Origin of the sequence: Pseudomonas lini (assembly GCF_001042905.1) — a bacterium.
In the GTDB taxonomy this organism is placed as follows: domain Bacteria; phylum Pseudomonadota; class Gammaproteobacteria; order Pseudomonadales; family Pseudomonadaceae; genus Aquipseudomonas; species Aquipseudomonas lini.
Window position 1 is genome coordinate 697,664 of record NZ_JYLB01000004.1, and the last position, 19,350, is coordinate 717,013.

At 48.7% G+C, this 19,350-nt stretch carries 13 protein-coding genes; 11 read left to right on the top strand and 2 right to left on the bottom strand.

The genetic code is table 11. From position 1 onward, the window contains the following. Window positions 1-268: 268 nt before the first annotated feature. The 11 genes from TU81_RS15330 to TU81_RS15375 all read left to right on the top strand — a co-directional run bounded on the left by TU81_RS15330 (window position 269) and on the right by TU81_RS15375 (window position 15,592). Window positions 269-1,711, top strand: coding sequence for a mannose-1-phosphate guanylyltransferase/mannose-6-phosphate isomerase (locus tag TU81_RS15330; RefSeq protein ID WP_038982167.1), 1,443 nt, complete (start codon window positions 269-271; stop codon window positions 1,709-1,711). A 150-nt stretch (window positions 1,712-1,861) separates the two neighbouring features. Beyond that, window positions 1,862-3,235 carry a phosphohexomutase domain-containing protein gene (locus tag TU81_RS15335; protein ID WP_038982168.1) on the top strand — a complete coding sequence of 458 codons (1,374 nt, stop codon included), beginning with the start codon at window positions 1,862-1,864 and terminating at the stop codon, window positions 3,233-3,235. A 101-nt stretch (window positions 3,236-3,336) separates the two neighbouring features. Beyond that, entirely contained in the window at window positions 3,337-4,431 is a 1,095-nt protein-coding gene (gene gmd / locus TU81_RS15340; protein ID WP_038982169.1) for a GDP-mannose 4,6-dehydratase, read from the top strand. 10 nt (window positions 4,432-4,441) lie between these two features. Beyond that, window positions 4,442-5,527 carry a DegT/DnrJ/EryC1/StrS family aminotransferase gene (locus TU81_RS15345; RefSeq protein ID WP_048395886.1) on the top strand — a complete coding sequence of 362 codons (1,086 nt, stop codon included), beginning with the start codon at window positions 4,442-4,444 and terminating at the stop codon, window positions 5,525-5,527. Window positions 5,528-5,622: 95 nt separating this feature from the next. After that, a complete protein-coding gene (locus tag TU81_RS15350; RefSeq protein WP_082157849.1) occupies window positions 5,623-6,405 on the top strand; it encodes an ABC transporter permease in 783 nt (260 codons plus the stop codon). Next, on the top strand, window positions 6,402-7,163 hold the full coding sequence (locus TU81_RS15355; protein ID WP_048395887.1) for an ABC transporter ATP-binding protein: 762 nt from the start codon (window positions 6,402-6,404) through the stop codon (window positions 7,161-7,163). Before TU81_RS15350 ends, TU81_RS15355 begins: the two co-directional genes overlap by 4 nt. Next, window positions 7,153-9,444 (top strand): glycosyltransferase, encoded by a 2,292-nt coding sequence (locus TU81_RS15360; RefSeq protein WP_048395888.1) that lies wholly within the window; start codon window positions 7,153-7,155, stop codon window positions 9,442-9,444. Before TU81_RS15355 ends, TU81_RS15360 begins: the two co-directional genes overlap by 11 nt. A gap of 17 nt (window positions 9,445-9,461) precedes the next feature. Next, window positions 9,462-11,084, top strand: a complete 1,623-nt coding sequence (locus tag TU81_RS15365) for a glycosyltransferase (RefSeq protein WP_231983816.1) — start codon at window positions 9,462-9,464, stop codon at window positions 11,082-11,084. Then, the gene (locus tag TU81_RS29620) at window positions 11,081-11,719 is read left to right on the top strand and encodes an acetyltransferase (RefSeq protein ID WP_082157851.1); all 639 of its coding nucleotides are present in this window, start codon (window positions 11,081-11,083) and stop codon (window positions 11,717-11,719) included. The genes TU81_RS15365 and TU81_RS29620 overlap by 4 nt, the downstream gene beginning before the upstream one ends. Then, window positions 11,720-12,844, top strand: a complete 1,125-nt coding sequence (locus tag TU81_RS15370; RefSeq protein WP_048395889.1) for a glycosyltransferase family 4 protein — start codon at window positions 11,720-11,722, stop codon at window positions 12,842-12,844. It abuts the gene before it with no gap. Window positions 12,845-13,555: 711 nt separating this feature from the next. Further along, window positions 13,556-15,592: an acyltransferase family protein gene (locus TU81_RS15375; protein WP_048395891.1), complete on the top strand. Its 2,037-nt coding sequence runs from the start codon at window positions 13,556-13,558 to the stop codon at window positions 15,590-15,592. Between the two features lie 507 nt (window positions 15,593-16,099). Here the strand turns inward: TU81_RS15375 and TU81_RS15380 are convergent. Beyond that, window positions 16,100-17,800: a hypothetical protein gene (locus TU81_RS15380; RefSeq protein ID WP_048395892.1), complete on the bottom strand. Its 1,701-nt coding sequence runs from the start codon at window positions 17,798-17,800 to the stop codon at window positions 16,100-16,102. 146 nt (window positions 17,801-17,946) lie between these two features. Further along, a complete protein-coding gene (locus TU81_RS15385) occupies window positions 17,947-19,302 on the bottom strand; it encodes a hypothetical protein (RefSeq protein ID WP_048395893.1) in 1,356 nt (451 codons plus the stop codon). Window positions 19,303-19,350 lie beyond the last annotated feature (48 nt).

Here is a 19,350-nt window from a genome sequence, read left to right on the forward strand (position 1 = left end):
AGAATGGCCGACAGAATTTACTGCTCCGTTCGCTGAGCATTTTTTCGGGCACTTATTCGTTGCCGTGACTGCCTCGAATAAGAAAGCAGATGTGCGAAAAGTGATTGAGTGGGTCAGGTGAGCCGATAGGTGTTGGATTGAAGTTAAGCTTTCACTTGCGTTCGCTTCAAGCAATATTTTGCATTGATTACGATGCAGGAATGACTGGATTATAACTGAGCCCCGCTTTCTGGTTATGTCTGCCAGAAGGGGATTAAGGATTTAGAGCATGGAACTGATTCCCGTAATTTTGTCTGGCGGAGTGGGTAGCCGGTTGTGGCCCGTTTCTCGAGAGGCCCATCCAAAGCCGTTCATGGATCTGCCAGATGGCCAGAATCTAATCCAGAAAACTTTCCTTCGTGCTTCGCGTCTGGAAGGTGTTGTGGAGGTTCTTACGGTGACCAACCGGGAACTCCTGTTCAAGACCGAAGACGAGTACGGCGCAGTCAACACGCTCAAACATTCGCAAGGTTTCATCCTTGAGCCTTTCGGACGTAATACAGCCGCCGCCGTTGCTGCCGCCGCGCTTCAACTGGAAGCCACTCATGGCCCCGACGCCCAAATGCTGGTGCTGGCGGCAGACCACCTGATAAAAGACGAAACAGCATTTGCTGCGGCAGTAGCCAGTGCGGTGACGCTTGCCGCCGAAGGCTGGCTGGTAACCTTTGGTATTCAGCCGACCTATCCTGAAACAGGGTTCGGGTACATCGAAGCGCAGAAAGATGCACCTCTGAAGGATGGCCTGAAGGTTGCGCGCTTCGTCGAAAAGCCCAATCTTGAAACCGCTGAAGGCTACGTCAGTGCAGGCAACTACTATTGGAACTCCGGGATGTTCTGCTTCCGGGTCGGCACTTTGCTGGAAGAACTTCGTCAGCATGCCCCGGACGTAGTGGAAGCTGTCAGCAAAACCATTGAAAGTTCGCGCCTCACTACCTCTGACAAATATCGTTGCCTGGCACTCGACGCTGATGCATTCGCAGAGGTTCCGGACATCTCCATCGATTACGCATTGATGGAGCGCTCCTCCAAAGTAGCGACCATCCCTTGTGATATCGGTTGGAGTGACATCGGGTCCTGGAATGCCGTCAGTGAGCTGACCGAGCCTGATGAAAACGGCAACCGTTTTGAAGGCGAGGTGCTGTCCCACAATTCCCGCAACAACTACGTAAACAGTGAAGATCGACTGACTGCGTTGGTTGGGGTTGAGGACTTGCTGGTCATCGATACCCCGGACGCGGTGATGATCGCCCACAAAGATCATGCCCAAGACGTAAAACATATCGTCAATCAGCTCAAGGCGGCCAGCCATACGGTCCATTTGCTCCATCGTACCGTGCATCGCCCTTGGGGGACCTACACAACCCTGGAAAATGGCGAGCGCTTCAAAATCAAACGCATTGTGGTGAAACCCAAGGCGTCGTTGTCCTTGCAGATGCACCATCACAGAAGCGAACACTGGATCGTCGTCAGCGGGATGGCCAAGGTCATCAACGACCAGCAGGAGTTGATGTTGAACACCAACGAGTCCACCTTCATTCGTGCTGGTCATCAGCACCGTTTGATGAACCCGGGCGTCATAGACCTGGTGATGATTGAAGTGCAAAGTGGCGACTATCTTGGCGAGGACGATATCGTTCGTTTCGAAGATAATTACGGCCGCGTCGATAATTAACAGTACTTTGGCATTGCTAAGTCAGGTCGGTGAGGTTTCCATCGGCCAGGCTTTTTTGCATTCGGCCTGGTCCTGATTCATTTCCATCGTGGCGAGCGTGCAGAGCCGTTAAATCGGCCTCGCCTCCACATACCTCAGCAAGAGAGCGGTATGAATACCCCGATCAATACCCAGTGTTTCAAAGCCTATGACATTCGTGGCCAGGTGCCATCCGATCTCAATGCAGAGGTGGCTTACCGGATAGGCCGGGCCATGGTTACCGAATTGCAAGGTAAAAGCATTGTGCTGGGGCGTGATATGCGGCTCGAAAGCCCGATGCTGGCAGAGGCGATGACGCGTGGATTGCTGGAGGCGGGCGCAAACGTCATTGATATCGGTTTGTGCGGAACTGAAGAAGTCTACTTTGCAACCAGCGCGTTCAAGGCGGACGGCGGAGTAATGATCACTGCCAGCCACAATCCCAAGGGTTACAACGGGATGAAGCTTGTAAAGTCTGAATCTCGACCGATCAGCGGCGACACGGGGCTCAATGCCATACGCGACCGTGTGGCAAGTGGTGATTTGGGTGCCTTGGCTGCAGGCCCCGGCGAAGTTCGATTCGAGCTGGATAAGACGGCCTACATCGAACATCTTCTGAGTTACGTCAATGTGGCTGATCTCAAACCGCTGAAAATACTTGCTGATCCGGGCAATGGCGCTGCCGGCCCTGTGCTGCAGGAATTGGTCAAAAAGTTGCCATTCGAATGGGTGATCATCAACGCCGAGCCTGATGGCGATTTCCCCAACGGTGTACCCAATCCGCTTCTTCCAGAGAACCGCACGCTGACACGCCAAGCGTTGTTGGCAAACGGCTGCGATTTGGGGATTGCGTGGGATGGTGACTTCGATCGTTGCTTCTTTTTCGACCAGGAAGGCCGCTTCATCGAGGGCTATTACCTGGTCGGTCTGCTGGCAGAAATGCTGCTCAAGAAAAACCCCGGCTCCAGGATCATCCATGACCCAAGGTTGACCTGGAACACGATCGATCAGGTTCGATTGGCGGGCGGTGTTTCAGTACAATGCAAGACCGGCCACGCCTTCATAAAAGAGCGCATGCGTCTGGAGGATGCAATCTACGGCGGTGAGATGAGCGCTCACCATTACTTCCGGGATTTCGCCTATTGTGACAGCGGCATGATTCCCTGGCTGTTGGTAACCGCATTGATGTCTGCGACGGGAAAAAACTTAGCCCAGCTTGTTGATGAGCGCGTTGCCGCCTATCCGTGCAGCGGTGAAATCAACTATCGAGTGAATGATGTATCTGCGGCGCTAGAGGAGGTCCTGGCACATTATTTACCTCAAGGGCCTCATCTTGATCAAACCGATGGCGTCGGTCTGGAGTTTCCTGACTGGCGATTTAATCTCCGGGGTTCGAACACAGAACCTCTGTTGAGGTTGAATGTGGAAAGCAGAGGGAATCCAGCGCTTGTGGCGTTGAAAGTCAAAGAAATTGAGGGACTGCTGAACAGTAGATATATGGAATGACAAAACGGTTCTCACTTCCACAAGGAAGGTGAGGGGCAGCAATAAGTTGGCTCTCTGATAGAGACATACTGTTCGATTGATTAATTTAAATTGGTGAAAAAATGAGCGACAAGAAAGTAGCGTTGATTACGGGTATTACTGGTCAAGATGGTGCTTACCTTGCTGAGTTCCTGCTCAAGAAAGGTTATTCGGTACACGGTATCAAGCGTCGTAGCTCCCTGTTCAATACTCAGCGTATTGACCATCTCTACCACGACCCGCACAACCAAGGCTATGATCTCAAGCTGCACTACGGCGACCTGACCGATTCAAGTAGCCTGATTCGTATCGTGCAAGAAGTACAACCAGATGAAGTCTACAACCTCGGGGCGCAAAGCCACGTTGCGGTTTCCTTCGAATCGCCAGAATATACTGCTGATACTGATGCCATGGGTACATTGCGCATCCTAGAAGCAATCCGCATCGCTGGTCTTGAGAAAAAGACCAAGTTCTATCAGGCATCCACATCCGAGCTGTACGGTCTGGTTCAGGAAATTCCACAGAAAGAAACCACGCCGTTCTATCCGCGTTCCCCTTATGCCGTCGCCAAGATGTACGCCTACTGGATCACTGTGAACTACCGTGAGTCATATGGCATGTATGCCTGTAACGGTATTCTCTTTAACCACGAATCGCCCATCCGCGGTGAAACCTTCGTAACCCGCAAGATCACTCGCGCCTTGGCACGTATCAAGGTCGATCTGCAAGATTGCCTGTACCTCGGGAATATGGACGCCCTGCGTGACTGGGGTCATGCTCGTGATTATGTGGAAATGCAATGGCTTATGCTGCAGCAAGAAACTCCGGAAGACTTTGTGATCGCGACCGGTGAGCAGCATTCGGTTCGGGAGTTTGTTGAGGTTGCAGCGAAGGAAATCGATATCAAGATTCGTTGGGAAGGTACGGGTGTAGACGAGAAAGGTTACGACGTCGCAACCAACAAATGTATCGTTGCCGTCGATCCGCGTTATTTCCGTCCAGCCGAAGTTGAGACGCTGTTGGGTGACCCAAGCAAAGCCAAAGCCAAGTTAGGCTGGGTACCAACTACCTCCTTCAATGAGTTGGTAGAAGAAATGATGCGTGAAGATATGAGTGAAGCCAAACGCGACAAGCTGGTCGCTGAACACGGCTTTAAATACTTCAAGGGTCAGGAATAAGGGGGCTGGGATGATACCGGTATATCAGCCTTTTCTGGGCGGACGCGAAAAGGAATATGTAAACCAGTGTCTTGATTCGACCTGGATTTCCTCTCGCGGAGAATTTATCTCCCGCTTTGAGAGCGAGTTCGCCCGATACATCGGTGCCGAACATGCGACCACGGTGAGCAATGGCACTGTTGCCCTGCACTTGGCAATGGCTGCTCTGGGGCTTGGGCCTGGCGATGAGGTGATTGTTCCGACGCTCACTTATGTGGCGTCCGTCAACACCATCATGCAAACCGGGGCCAGTGTCGTTTACGCTGAATCCCTGGCGGATACCTGGAACGTCAGCGTTCCAGACATCCGAAGCCGCATTACGCCTAAAACCAAGGCCGTCATGGTCGTGCACTTGTACGGTCTGGCATGTGACATGGATGAGGTCGTTGCTCTGTGTAAAGAGCACAATCTACTGCTGATTGAAGACTGTGCAGAAGCCTTTGGCTCTCTGTACAAAGATCAGCATGTAGGGACTTTTGGTGATGTCGCTACGTTCAGCTTCTTCGGAAACAAGACCATTACCACCGGTGAGGGTGGGATGGTAGTGTCCAAAAACAAGGACATTCACGAAAGAGCCTGTCACCTAAAAAGCCAGGGTGTGTCCAAGACCCGCGAGTACTGGCATGACGAGTTGGCGTTCAACTATCGGATGACCAACATCTGCGCAGCAATCGGCCTTGCCCAGTTGGAACGTGCAGACGAGATCATCACGCTTAAGCGGCAGGTTGCGGACTGGTATCGCGAAGCACTCGAAGGGCTTCCGCTGCAGATGCATGCAGAGCAACCAGGTACACGTCACTCCTACTGGATGTGCTCGGTGCTGTTGGATGATCCGAGTCAGCGCCAGGCATTGCGTGATCATTTGAAGAACAAGGGCATTGAGACACGCCCTCTGTTCGCTCCTGCTCATAACATGCCGCATTGCAAGACGGAGGAAACCTTTCCGGTAGCGCAGGACCTTAGCTCGCGAGGGATGAACCTTCCGAGTTATCCGACCCTGAGCCGAGAACAGGTGCAGCAGGTTGCAGACGAAATCAGGGCGTACTTTTCTGCCTGATTTAATAGTGATCCGGGGAAGAGTGCAAACCCTGGATATCTTCAAGTGCAGCGCCAGGATTGGCTGGCGTTGTAACTAAAAATCCAGAGGAAGTAATGATTTCGTACTTTTCCCGCGTTTGGGGGGCCCGTTACTTTTGGGTGCACCTTGCCTTATCAGATCTACGCTCGCGATGGAGGCGATCTTTTTTTGGCGTCATGTGGTCAATCATCCAGCCGCTCGGGTTGACACTATTATTAAGCTTGGTGTTTAGCAAAATATTTAACGCGGACATTGTGACGTACGCCCCCTATGTACTATCAGGAATTATTGTCTGGGATTACATCGCCGCCAATACGGTGGGGGGCTCACTATCCTTTGTGCAAGCTGATGCCTATATCAAGCAATGTAATCACCCATTAGCCATATACACCCTTCGTACAGTGGTAGGCAGCTCGATTGTGCTCATGCTGGCGAGTGTTTCGTTATACGTATGGGTATTGGTGATAATGCCGCAAAACTTTGGGTGGAGCTGGCTGGCTACATTAACGATTTTTCCGGTTTTGGCGATGATTGCCTGGCCGGTGTCAACGATCCTTGCCTATTTCAGTACCCGTTTCCGGGACATCCCTCATGCTCTTGGGCTTGTGATGCAGGCGCTGTGGTTCGTATCTCCTGTGTATTTCGAAGCCAAGATGTTCCAAAACGGAGGGCTTCATGCGTTAGTTGACTACAACCCTATCTACCACATCCTCCAAATCATCAGGGCGCCTCTGTTGCAGGGCCAATGGCCGACGTTTGAAAACTATGCTTTCAGCTTGGGCACCGCGTTGCTCTTTGCCTTGATCGCGATCATGGTCGGCAAAAAGTCTGAGCGTAAAGTGATTTTTTATCTATGAAAAACAATCGAATCTCACTAAGTAGTGTCAATCTTCACTACGCGGCAGTAGCCTACAAAGACAGATCGGTAAAGTCTTTGATGGCCGGGCTCTTGCGCCAACGTCCGCAAAACACTGGGATTGCAGACATACATGCACTAAAAGATGTGAGTGTCGAAATTGTCAGTGGCGAACGTGTTGGCCTGCTAGGGCATAACGGCGCAGGCAAAAGTACGTTTCTCAAGACTGTTGCAGGCCTTTATCCTATCTCCAGTGGCACGTTGAAGGTGGTTGGGCAGGTTCGCTCCTTGTTCGATTTGAGTCTTGGTTTTGAGCCCGATGCTACAGGCCGGGAAAATATCCTCTACCGCGGCTTGCTACTCGGCCTGACGCCGCGCTTCATGCGCGAAAAAGAGGCCGAGATCGTTGAGTTTGCAGGATTGGGCGAGTTCATTGATTACCCGATAAAGACCTACTCTGCTGGAATGCAGGTTCGCCTGGCCTTTGCAATCTCTACGACCGTTGGAGGCGACGTGCTGTTGCTTGACGAGGTTATCGGGGCTGGGGATGCCAACTTCATGGCTAAGGCCAAAGCACGAATTACTAGTTTGATCGAACAAGCTGAGATCCTGGTTCTTGCTTCTCATGATCTGGGGGCGTTGAGATCGATCTGTACCCGTGGGTTAGTTTTCCATCATGGTACATTGATGTTTGATGGAAATATTGAAGCGGCCATTGCTGAATATGCATCTATTAATGGACTGAATAATGTCGGATAAACCATTGCGGGTCATGTGGCTTCTGAATCACGGGGCCGCACGAAAGTTTGAGATCCCGATGCTCAAAGCGATGGGCATCAATGAAATATTTCTTCCTAAATCATTTCCTCAGGAAATCGGATTTCGTTCGGCAAGCATTGATTATTCCGAAGACGATAATCTGACTGTGCCACGCGATGAGCTAGAGATACTGAATGCCCAAAATTGGTATAAATCGCCTACGAAAGAAGCTTGGGCGATAGCTAATAAGCATTTTGATATCTGTTTTTTTATATGTCAGTCGCTTGGTTTTATGAGCGAAGTGTCCCGATCATTTCAAGGCGCTGCTATTTGGCGAGCATATGGTCAACCTGTCGACGTAAACTATTCGGTTGTTGTCAGGGCCATGATGCATGGTAGCCAATCCGTTCAACGACTAGGGCGCCGTCTCTGGTTTGGCATTGCATATGAACACCTCGCGAATGTTGAACCTTTATATCTTCAGCGACGCAAAGTCTTTTTACCGCTAGGATTAAGTAACTGCAGTATTAATGATATATGGAAAGGGCGTGAAAAGGTTATCTTTTTCGTTTGCCCAGACATAGGTCCAAGCAGTTATTACGGCCAGATCTATAATGATTTTACGCGTGATTTCGGCGATTTCCCCTATAAGGTTGGGGGGGCTCAACCTATTGAAGTTGACGATCCTAATGTACTGGGTTTTGTGACGCATGAAGAGCATGATAAAAACATGCGAGAATGTCGGCTTATGTTTTACCATTCTCGTGAACCGAATCATATTCATTACCACCCTTATGAAGCTATAAGAGTTGGCATGCCTCTTGTATTTATGTCGGGCGGCATATTAGATCGTATGGGAGGTATAGGTTTACCGGGTAGATGCCAAACAATCGCTGAAGCTAAGGATAAAATCCGGAGAATCTTGAATGATGATGTCGATCTAATTCGACGAATTCGTGAAACTCAGGCGGTGATGCTTGAGCCCATGCACGCAGATCGTTGCGTGGATGCATGGCGCGTTGGAATGGACAAGATAATATCGGATTTGGCGCTCATTCGTTTAGAGCAACGCCCGCTTCCTATTAAAAGAAAAAAGATTGCGGTAATTGTTCCTGTCGAGTATCGGGGTGGAAGCCTTAGAGGCGCGAAACTCATCGCACAAGCAATATTCTCTGGTAGCAGAGATTGGGGCGAGCCTGTAGACGTAATTTTACTGCACTTGGAAAGCGCTGATAGTTACCAAGATGAGGACTTTAAGGATATAAGTCCCGAAATTCAGCGGCGAGCGTTTTGTTGGGAAAGTTTGGATCATCCCAGAGCTCGGCGTGCAATGAGATATGCTGGGCATGACGGTTGGGAACCAACCTACAACAAGTATCTATGCGTTGATGACGGTATTAAGCAATTGTTAGATTGTGATGCCTGGGTAGTAGTTTCTGATCGGGTATCGGCGCCATTGCTACCGCTGAAGCCATGTTTATTTGTGGTGTACGACTACTTACAGCGTTACGAGGACAACTCTACGATACGGGATAGCGCCTTCATTGACGCTGTTCGTTTGGCGCAAAAAGTAATTGTGACGACGGAGTTTACCAAGAGAGATGTAATTCAATATGCAGGGGTAGATCACGAGCGAGTTGTCAAATTGCCGATGCTAGCCACAGATTTTTCTGATGAGAAGCTAGGTGCGATTACACGACGGTCAGATACTAAGCCATATTTTGTGTGGACTACGAACGCAGCTGCTCATAAAAACCATGAAAATGCTTTCAAGGCCCTTGGCTTCTACTACGACAGTCTAGACGGAAAAATGGATTGTCATATTACTGGTGTCAGTACTAAAAAATTGTTAAAAAGCGATGCGGCCCACTTGCGTGGAGCAATAAAATTAGTCAAATCAAGCGAAGCACTCAAAAAGAATGTTCATTTTCTTGGTGAGCTGCCTGATTTTGAATACCGGTATGTCCTTGGTAACGCAGCATTTCTGTGGCATACCGCAAAAATTGATAATGGAACGTTTAGCGCGATTGAAGCAGCTTATTTAAACGTCCCGACGCTGAGTAGCGATTACCCTGCTATGCGTGAAATCGATGAGCAGTTTTCTTTGAATCTGGAGTGGATGGATTCAAGCGATTATAGAGAGATGGGGCGTAAGCTAAAAGAGATGGAGTTAACGCATCTTTCGAGGTCCGCTACGCTACCAGGTGTTGCACGTCTAAGCGAACAGCATGTGGAGAAACTCGGTGTTAAGTACTGGGAAGTAATCAGAGAATGTCTATGAAATACTATGGAATATACTTGGCATATGCCCCCGGTCTGGATTTGAGGCATGAAGGACTAGGTCGATACCTAGCTGCCTTCGTGAAGGGTGCTTCGCTACGAGAAGACGTGAGATTTGTCTTAGTATGTCCGAGTTGGTCAAGAGAGGGCATTGCTGAATTATTCGCTAGCGAAGGCGTTCCTGAGGAAACACTTGAAATAATCAGTCCAGCGAAGAAGCCTGTAGTGCTTCGGGTTTACGAAGCTTACCTTGAACGTAAAAAGAGAAATAACAAATCTCGAGTTGTTCGATGGTTAAATGAGAGGATGACTGCGCTAAAGAATTCCTTGAGCAATCATGTTGAACAGCGATTGGTCACTACACAAAGCCTCCTTGGTGTCCTGGGGCTTCTTATCGAGGGATTGGTAGCTTTAGCGGCAGTCATAGTCATTAGTCCTGTCGTATTTGCTGTATTGATTGGTTTGGGAATAGTCAGGGCTCCCAAAATCGTACGATGGATTCTAATTCGGTTTTTCAAGCGCTTCAGAGTTTTATCTTCCAGGTTCGGAGGCGCAGTGCAAGAGCCAAAGGACGACGCATTTGTCTTTCGGCTTTATAAGCGCATGGAAAGTATAGAATCCGAAAAAATGCTTAAACTGATAAACGGACAGAGCAAGGTTAAAGCTTGGTATAGCCCAACAGCTTTTTGGCCGGCATTTAACAAGATTAATACACCAAGACTAATGTGTGTTCCTGATGTGGTGCTTTCAGATTTTCCTGTCGAATTTTCAGGACTAGGCGGTGATCGTTACATGCAGACATTTGAGTCTGTTCGTCGTTCCATTCAGACCGGTCAGCATTTCATTACGTATAGCGAAGCGGTTAAGTGGGAAACCTTGGTTGACCAATATTCTGTAAATCCTACCGATGTTACTGTAATTCACCATGCGCCTAATATGTTGCACAAGTGGGTGACAACTCGAGGCTTCTCCGATTTGGTGGAGACCTCTAAGCATTATTGCTGGACATTACTATCAGCGGCCATGCATAAGTCTAGTAATAGACATTATACGTCTGGTTTTAAAAATTCCAGTTTCAAATTTTTGTTTTATGCCAGCCAGTTTAGACCGAATAAAAATCTTCTAATGCTGTTGAGGGCGTATGAGTATTTGTTAAGAAATAAATTTTTGTCGCATAAATTGATTTTGACAGGAGACCCTGATAAGTTCTCCGTTGTCAAAAAATTCATATCTGAGCATGGCTTGCAGAATGACGTTTTATGTCTATACGGATTAAGTATCCAGGAGTTGGCCGCGTGCTACAAGTTGGCTGATTTGGCAGTAAATCCAAGTTTAAGTGAAGGCGGGTGTCCTTTTACCTTTACCGAGGCTTTGTCAGTGGGTACCCCCGTCGTAATGGCAAGAATCGCGGTCACGGAAGAAATTCTGGTTGACGAAAAGCTGCAAGCTAAGATGTTCTTCGATCCTTATGACTGGCGTGACATGGCGCATCGTATCGAGTGGGCCATTGAGCACCGCGATGAGCTTGTGGCACTACAATCGGAAACATATCAGCGGCTTATCCAACGAACCTGGACTGATGTGGTAGACGAACATATCAATGTTTTGGATTTGATCTCCTCTGGAGGGCAGCATCAATGAACAATCAACCAATAGTCGTCCCGAATGGATTATTGATTATTGGCTTTGGAGGACACGCTAGAAGCGTTGCTGATGTTGCGCTATCCATCGGTGTAAAATCACTATGTTTTATTGATGAAAACGCTCGAGACGGCGAAGAGTTCTGTTCATTTCCTGTTAAAAAAATGTTCGATTTTGACCTCGGAGCGGATTGGGCTGCATTCCCGGCATCCGGCGACAATCACAAACGCGCTCAGCAATTTCAATGGCTACAGAGTCGCTTTATCCCCATTGCCACATTAATATCTTCGCGAGCGACAATTGGGGTTGGCTCTGTAATAGGTGCTGGCAGTTTTATCGGACACCACGCACATATAGGCCCTATGGCCGAGATAGGCACCGGTTGTATCATCAATACCGGAGCGATTGTGGAGCATGAGTGTGTTATCGAGGAATTCTGTCATGTGTCTGTAGGTTCGACGATTGCCGGGCGCAGCACTCTCGGGGCACGTGGTTTTATAGGCGCTGGCGCAACTGTTATTGACGCTATAACTATTGTTAGTGATGTGACAATTGGTGCTGGCGGGTGTGTCCCTCGTCATTTGACCGAAAGCGGTGTGTACACAGGTGTCCCGGTAAGAAGAGTGCGGCGTTAAATGAAAGTCCTACACTTTTTCAAAACCTATTTTCCAGAAACAATGGGTGGCATTGAGCAGGTTATATTCCAACTTGCAGAGGGTGGTGTGCGCCACGGCATCGACACTCAGGTCCTTTATCTTAGTAAGCGGGGAGCCGCACATAGCGAGGTGTTCGCTCATCACACGGTTCATCGTGCGTATGAGAATATTCAAATAGCTTCTACGGGTTTTTCATTAGGTGCCATTAGTGCTTTTAAACAGTTATCTAAACAGGTAGATATCGTTCATTACCATTTTCCTTGGCCATTCATGGATCTTGTGCATTTCGCTAGTGGAGTGAAAGTTCCTACTGTAGTCTCATATCATTCAGATATTGTAAAGCAAGAGAGGCTGCTCAAATTATATTCGCCTTTGATGAGTGCTTTTTTGAACAGTGTGGACTCGATTGTCGCTTCATCGCCTAACTACCTGGAAACTAGTTCCGTACTTAATCGGTTTAAGAATAAGGTCAGTGTCATTCCGATTGGCATAGATTCCACGACTTACCCCGTCGCCGACGAAACACGAGTGGCTACGTGGAGAGCTCTTCTTGGAGAACGATTTTTTCTATTCGTAGGAGCACTTCGTTACTATAAGGGGCTAGATTATTTACTTGATGCCGCAAAAATAACTGGAATTCCGGTTGTGATTTTAGGCTGTGGGCCACTTGAACAAGAGTTAAAAGATAAATGTGATCGCGAACATATTATTAATGTGAAGTTTTTAGGTGGATTGCCTGACGAGGATAAAGCGGCACTTCTGCAACTGTGTTACGGCCTTATTTTTCCGTCGCACCTACGTTCTGAGGCATTTGGAGTAACCTTGGTTGAGGGTGCTATGTATGGGAAGCCGCTAATTTCATGCGAAATTGGGACCGGGACTACCTATATAAATATTAATGAGGAAACAGGTTTGGTGGTTCCTCCGCGGGATGTGGGGGCATTAGTAGGGGCGATGCGTAGGCTGTGGGATGCTCCGGTTTTGGCTGCTAAGCTTGGAGAAGGCGCCCAAGAGCGATATCAACAGTTATTTCGAGCCGATACGATGGTTGACTCATATTTAGAATTATATAACCAGCTGATTTCCAAACGACTAAAATCTTAACCCTGCTGTCAGTTAGTGAACTCAATGGCGTTGTGGAGCTTGATGATGGTTATTGTCGACAAGGGATATGTATGCAGACCTAGGGTGTTGCCGCAGGCCGAAAACCAACCCCGTAAATGATGATCTGTAACTGGTCCTTAAACCCCGCCTATCAGCGCGTGAGGTGGGGGTATGACAAATCATGCTGGTGTGGAGGTCGTTCGCGGCTCAATTACTTCATTTTTGTGGCCTGATACCCACCACTGTTCCCGCCTTTTCGTTTTTCGATGAAAGCAAGTGCGCCAAATGTCTGCATGCAAAGATTGTGAATTACGCGGACGATATGTGTCGTCCCGGCAGCGGAGAGCAGACAATGGTGCTGAGTGGTTTGATGGCGCGGTTAAGACTGTGTGTCAATGAAGAGAAAACGACACTGTGAAACTCCCGGAACACTCACTCGGCTTTTCAGGATATAACTTGGGCAGGCAATATGATCGTTGATGGGAAAATCTACATCGGTACCAAACCTTCAAAACAGCCGATGAAATCGATTATTGGCAAAATTCATGCCGAAACGGCGTTCAGCCGCTGCCGTGATGATCGGGTTACATGATATTATTCCAACGGTTTTGAGCGAAATCAACCGTCGCCGAGCCTTATACGGTGCCCGAACTTCAAGTATGGAATGGGCCCAACTTAAAACCGAACAAGATCGTGCTTTGGTGAAAAACGATGACCATTAGTGAGACTCAAACCGCAATATCTCCTTCAAAAATTACCAGTGGTTCAATAAGACATATTGGGTACAGACCTGATATCGATGGTCTTCGTGCTATTGCTGTTCTGGCTGTTTTGATTTTTCATGCATTCCCAACGGTGCTGCGTGGCGGTTTTGTAGGCGTTGATATTTTCTTTGTTATTTCTGGTTATCTCATATCCAAGGTTATTCTGACTACGTTGTATCAGGGGACTTTCACCATTGCTGACTTTTATTCTCGTCGCATACGTCGAATACTCCCTGCACTTGTGACCGTATTAGCCAGTTGCTTGGTATTCGGCTGGAATACGATGCTGGCTGATGACTTGGCCCTTCTGGCAAAGCATGTTTTGGGGGGGGCCAGCTTTGTCTCCAATTTTGTATTGTGGAGCGAGGCAGGATATTTCGACAAGGCATCAGAGTTGAAGCCTCTATTACATCTCTGGTCATTAGGAATTGAAGAGCAATTTTATGTTGTCTGGCCACTATTATTGTGGGCTGGATGGCGTTTGCGGATCCCCCTCCTGCCAATTGTAGTGCTTATTGGTTTGGCATCCTTTGCGATGAACATGGTTGGGATTCATGAGCACCCAACCGCGACCTTTTACTCTCCGCTCTCTCGCGGTTGGGAGCTGATCATCGGAGCTGCGTTGGCATGTCTTACATCCGACTCCGGTACCAAAGCTATTTCACACAACAGGTACTTCGCGGTTGTTACGTCGACTTTCGGCTCAGCAAAGGTGCGCTCGGCTGTTTCAATTATTGGCCTACTGTTCATTGTTTATGCAATGTTTCGGATTAAAGACACGCTTCCATTTCCTGGCAAGTGGGCGCTGTTTCCGACCGTGGGTACCATCCTGCTAATAGCCGCAGGATCAAGTGCATGGGTCAACAGAGTGTTGCTCAGTAGCCGTCCGATGATTGCGGTAGGGTTGATCAGCTTTCCTCTTTATCTCTGGCACTGGCCGTTGTTGACGTTTGCAAGAAGCTCCTACCCGGAAGGTTTACCTTGGTCTGCCCGCTTGGGGGTATTGGTTGCGAGTGCTGTGCTGGCGACCCTCACCTATCTTTATATTGAAAAGCCATTTCGTTCAGGCTCGCGTACACGATTCAAAGTCTCCGTTCTATGCGTTTCCATGTTCGTGGCAGCCGTCATATCAGGGTGTATATTAAAGTCTGGCGGTTTCGCATCCCGTTATCCCGAAATTATTCAACGGGCAACTGAGTACAATCTCGACGGCTATCGCGCAGCGTTGCGTAATCGAGTTTGCTTTATGGATATAGGGCAGGATGCATCGCAGTACGCCCCAGAGTGCATAGATAAAGGGACTGCACCGTTGTGGGTATTGTGGGGGGATTCAGGGGCAGCTGCCATTTATTCGGGTCTGCGTGGTCTTGCAGATCGCAGCGGTCAATTCCGGCTCGCACAATTTACTTCCTCGGCCTGCCCCCCAATGATTGGTTACGAGGGAGGTAATTTGGCATGCAGCCGCAATAATCAGTGGACGATTGAAAAAGTTCGGGAGCTGGTGCCCGACACGGTGATTCTAGCCGGGATGTGGGGGGAGTATGCCAGGGAGCTTCTGCCTTCTACGATCAAGCAAATACAAAGCACGGGAGTGCGCAGGGTGATAATCCTGGGGCCGTCCCCTGCATGGAAAGATACGCCGTCTCGCATAGCCTTCAATTTGTGGAGTAGTGATCCTCTACATCGGGTCCCTTCGGAGCGATTGGATTACGCCAAATATGGGATGGGCCATGGCGCTCAAGTACAGGAGGGGCTTGATAGCCGAACAGAGATTGCGGAGCAAAATCTGCGATCTATGGCTCAACAGTCGGGTGCGCTTTATATATCTATTGCTGAAAAGATGTGCAACGAAGACGGTTGTCTCATGAGAGAGTCTGCATCCAGTGGTGAAGCGTTCTATTTAGATATTGTTCATTTCACTCCCCATGGTGCAAGTTTCGCAATGAAGGCAATTGCACCTGAGCTAGGTATAAACGACCGCTAGGTAAATGAAGGTCTCAATTGCTGTACGTACTTGAGGCCGATGGAAAGTGAGATTACGAAGTCTTTCTCGTGTTGCCATTTTTTCCGCGGTTCTAGGGCAGCAAGGCTTCGTAATCCCTAAGCAAGGTCCATGCGTAGGGCGCTTGACGCCCTGCTGCTCCAACAACCTTCCCAGCAGAAGTATCTCGCCATCCGCTTCCAACCTACGAATCTGCTCTGGATTGATGTACTGATGGGAGAGCAACAAGGGCAACAACCTCGTCAGGCGCCAGGGCCCGATTAGCCGGGCGCATCATCGCATTACTCGCTCCAGTCGATCTATATCTACCGGCACGGAGCCGCCTCTAACCGGTTGCTCATGTTGGAATGGATGCACGAACAACCGTGGAGGTACCCACCACTCCAGGCGAAGCGGGAAGCGGTGCTCGTAAATGGTATTGTCGCGCTCAATCGCCGCCAAGGTGTCACGAGGCAGTTTCGAACGGCTGTGGAGCCCCGTCGCGCCGAGTCATTTCATGAGAGGCGGCCGAACAAGTACGTCGATTTTCCATTGACCAGTATCTATGTGGGAGGTCTGTACATAACGCGCCTGCAACTGCTTGCCGGACTCTGACGGAGCAACCGTCCAGGGATCGGTGACGTTCAATACCACTGACGGTAAGTTGGCGTCGAGTCCATAAAATCTAGAGATTGCACTCTCGATCTTGGGAGTGGCCCCGTTTTGTTGACTGAAATCCCATGTTGACAGCGTTTTGGGCCGCATTCGAGTGAGTAAATAGATACTAGGAAACCGTCCGATCACTGCGACTGAATCGCCGGGAATTGTTGCTAAAAGCTCAGTGGTCTGGCTAATAGCCCGGACTTTATCTTCGGTAGTAAGCAGGCCGGCAAAGACCCCATTCTCGATTCGCTTCGCAGGTGCCGAACTTAACGGATTCACAACTTCCCCGTAAATGAAGTTAAAGTTGCTTATTAAAAAAAGAGCGACGACGACACAGAGGAGCGCTAGGTGAGAAAGACGCTCAACTTCTCTTTTCGGGAATATGGCGAGAAGAAACACGCAGACACAGATGAACCCGCCAATGGCGAAGTTAACGATGCTGTTTGTGGCGGTTAGCGACGTAACAATGCCAGCGAAGAGCCCTACGAAAAAATACGCAGTCATTGCGTGGTCATTGCGAGCTTTGGTGATCGCTTCAGTAAGAAAGAAGGCTGTCCCTGCGATCGCGAGTAAGAACACGTAATCATGCGATGTAGCGTAAAGAAATGGGCCTGCGAGCCTGGCAGCTACAAGAATTCCGGTAATGACTGTACCTGTAATCCACCTGTGGAGAGAGCGGCGTGATCCTCTCCCCGCGAAGATACCTATGGCGATTGATGCCAGACACAAGGTTACGAAGATGTCGCTTGCGCCAAGTAAGGTAGCTGCCTTCGATAATTTTCCTCCAAGCCCGGTAGAAACTTGAAGTGATGAATTGGTGAACTCGATGATCTGCATAAAACGGTTCACGCCGTACGCAGACAATAAGAGGCCAAGTCCGACGATCTGAAATGTAAGGCACCACACAACATAACGTCGAAAGTTAGGCCTTAAAACAGGTACGACTGCAATGGCAATCAAAAAGCTTGCCAGAACGACTACGAACGTGGGGTAGGCGATCACGGACACCATCCACGCTGCTGCGGATGTTATTAACCAGCGAGGCTGCTGGGTTTCTGCAAAGGTCGCATAAGCTGCGACCGCGCAAAGCATGCTTAGCATGCCCAGGGTGTTGTACGACGGAGAAGGAAGACTGAAAGGGATAAAGCTCGTCACCGCGATACCGCAAAGCACTGCGATCGGAAATGTTTGGCGAGTACGAGCGAAACGGAAAAAGCAAAAGCCCGAGATAAGACTCACAACCAGATATATAAATCTGTTGAAAAGAGCTAAGCCCTCCTCGTTTGGCTGCACCGCGGCAAAGACTTTGACGAAAGGAAATACCAGCAATTCAGCGGTCTGATGTAGCCCCAGAGCGTTGCTGTACTGAAATCCGGTCTTTAGCCAACCATCCAAAAAGGACAAGTAGTAGGACTCGTCCGTGAGGTCTACGCCTATCGTCATGCGATAGCAAAGCAAAAGGGATGTGACAACCGCAAGTAAAATCATTCCGGCGCGAAGCGCAACATCGGAGCGGCAGCCATCGTTATTCGAAGTCGGTGTGGACATCCCTGAAATCTCTTGTGAGCGCGCAAAAGGTCCATATGGTACCAGAAACCGTTGCGCTCTCAGTAGAGGGTTTCCACTTAATTACGGGAGCGGTTCACGGCGGCTAGGCCGTCGATAGATTTTCGGAAGTCCACCGGCTTGGAAGATTAGGGTAGGGTGTATGATACGCAAGCCATGGCAGCAGTTGTTACAGCTAGGAACGAAGCGGCGAGCAACGCATAAGAGGCAAGGATCGGTAAACAATGCCTTTTGAGCAGTTTAGAAAATTCTTGCCATTCGAACTGTGTAACGACGGATCCAAACAAAACCAGATAGAGAGGCATAAAGAATCGGGTTTCAACTGCACCTGGTATTATCGCTAGAACAGGAATGAGTAGCGGGGCCAGATAAGCCATCTCAATCCAACGGGGGGTTTTTCTTGTACAAAAAATCAAAGCGCCGAAAAAAAATAGACTAAAGCAGAGAAAAGCAACGATGCTTTTATTTATTGAAGGTTTTGTGGCGTAAACCAATCCGTCACGAACATCAATACCGTTAATGAAGTGCCTTCCGTAGATTCCAATAAACTGTACTGGGTGTTTGGCAACCAATGAAATGTAGCCGGCTATAGTTGGATCGTTGGTGAATTGCGATTCATAAAGTGAGCGCAAAGTAATTCCGGCGGAGTCTTTATAGTATAGGCTAGGTGCGGGAGTGTCGCCGCCATTATATGTTTCATAACGCTGTATTGTTACTCCCCAATACAATTGTGTCGCCATCAAGGATTTACCTTGTACCGTAGCGAAAACTAAAGGGGTGGCGACGTCATGGATGCGTTTATTAATTGCCATTTGTGGTAAGGCTACAATAAAAGCCCCCAAAATAAACGCAATTATACCAAGTCTGCGAGCGCTCCATGATTTGCTACGCAGGAATACAAATGGAATGATAAACAGCAAGGCGATGAAGGAAAAAATGTAAATGGTTCTGATATTGTAAGCTGCGCTAACTGCCGCGCCGGAAAAAAATAAGAATGCTAACCAGTACTTTCCTTTAGCCCTTTCCGCGAATGCTATCGCGATTATAAGGGTTAATACTGCGGGCATGTCAGAAAGCGGATACAGGAAGAGTCCTGGAAAAACGCCAATTGTAAGTAATGCAAATAAAATCCGGCGTGAAACGGTAAGGCGGCCACCGAAGCACTGCAGGAAAAAATTTGCCACAGGGCCTGTCAAAAGGTAAGCGTAGATAGCAGATGTGCTGACCCTGAAAACAATACGGCCTGAGTCGTTTATAGCATCAGTTAAAGCATGTATTGGAAACAGCAGGTAGGCATAGACGTAACCCCTAACGATATCTGGGAAATTCGCTACAGATGCAGGAGTGCTCAGCGTCCAATAAGTACTAGAGTCAAAGGGGAACTCTTTAATGCCTAGAATTTGGTGGGTAATCAGTAATGTTAAAAATACTATGCAGAACGAATAAATATTCGGTTTGCTCTCTAGCTTTGCTAGTACTTCCATTGGTGATCCTTTATTTTACTCTGGGCCAGCGTCGCAGGCCCAGAGTCA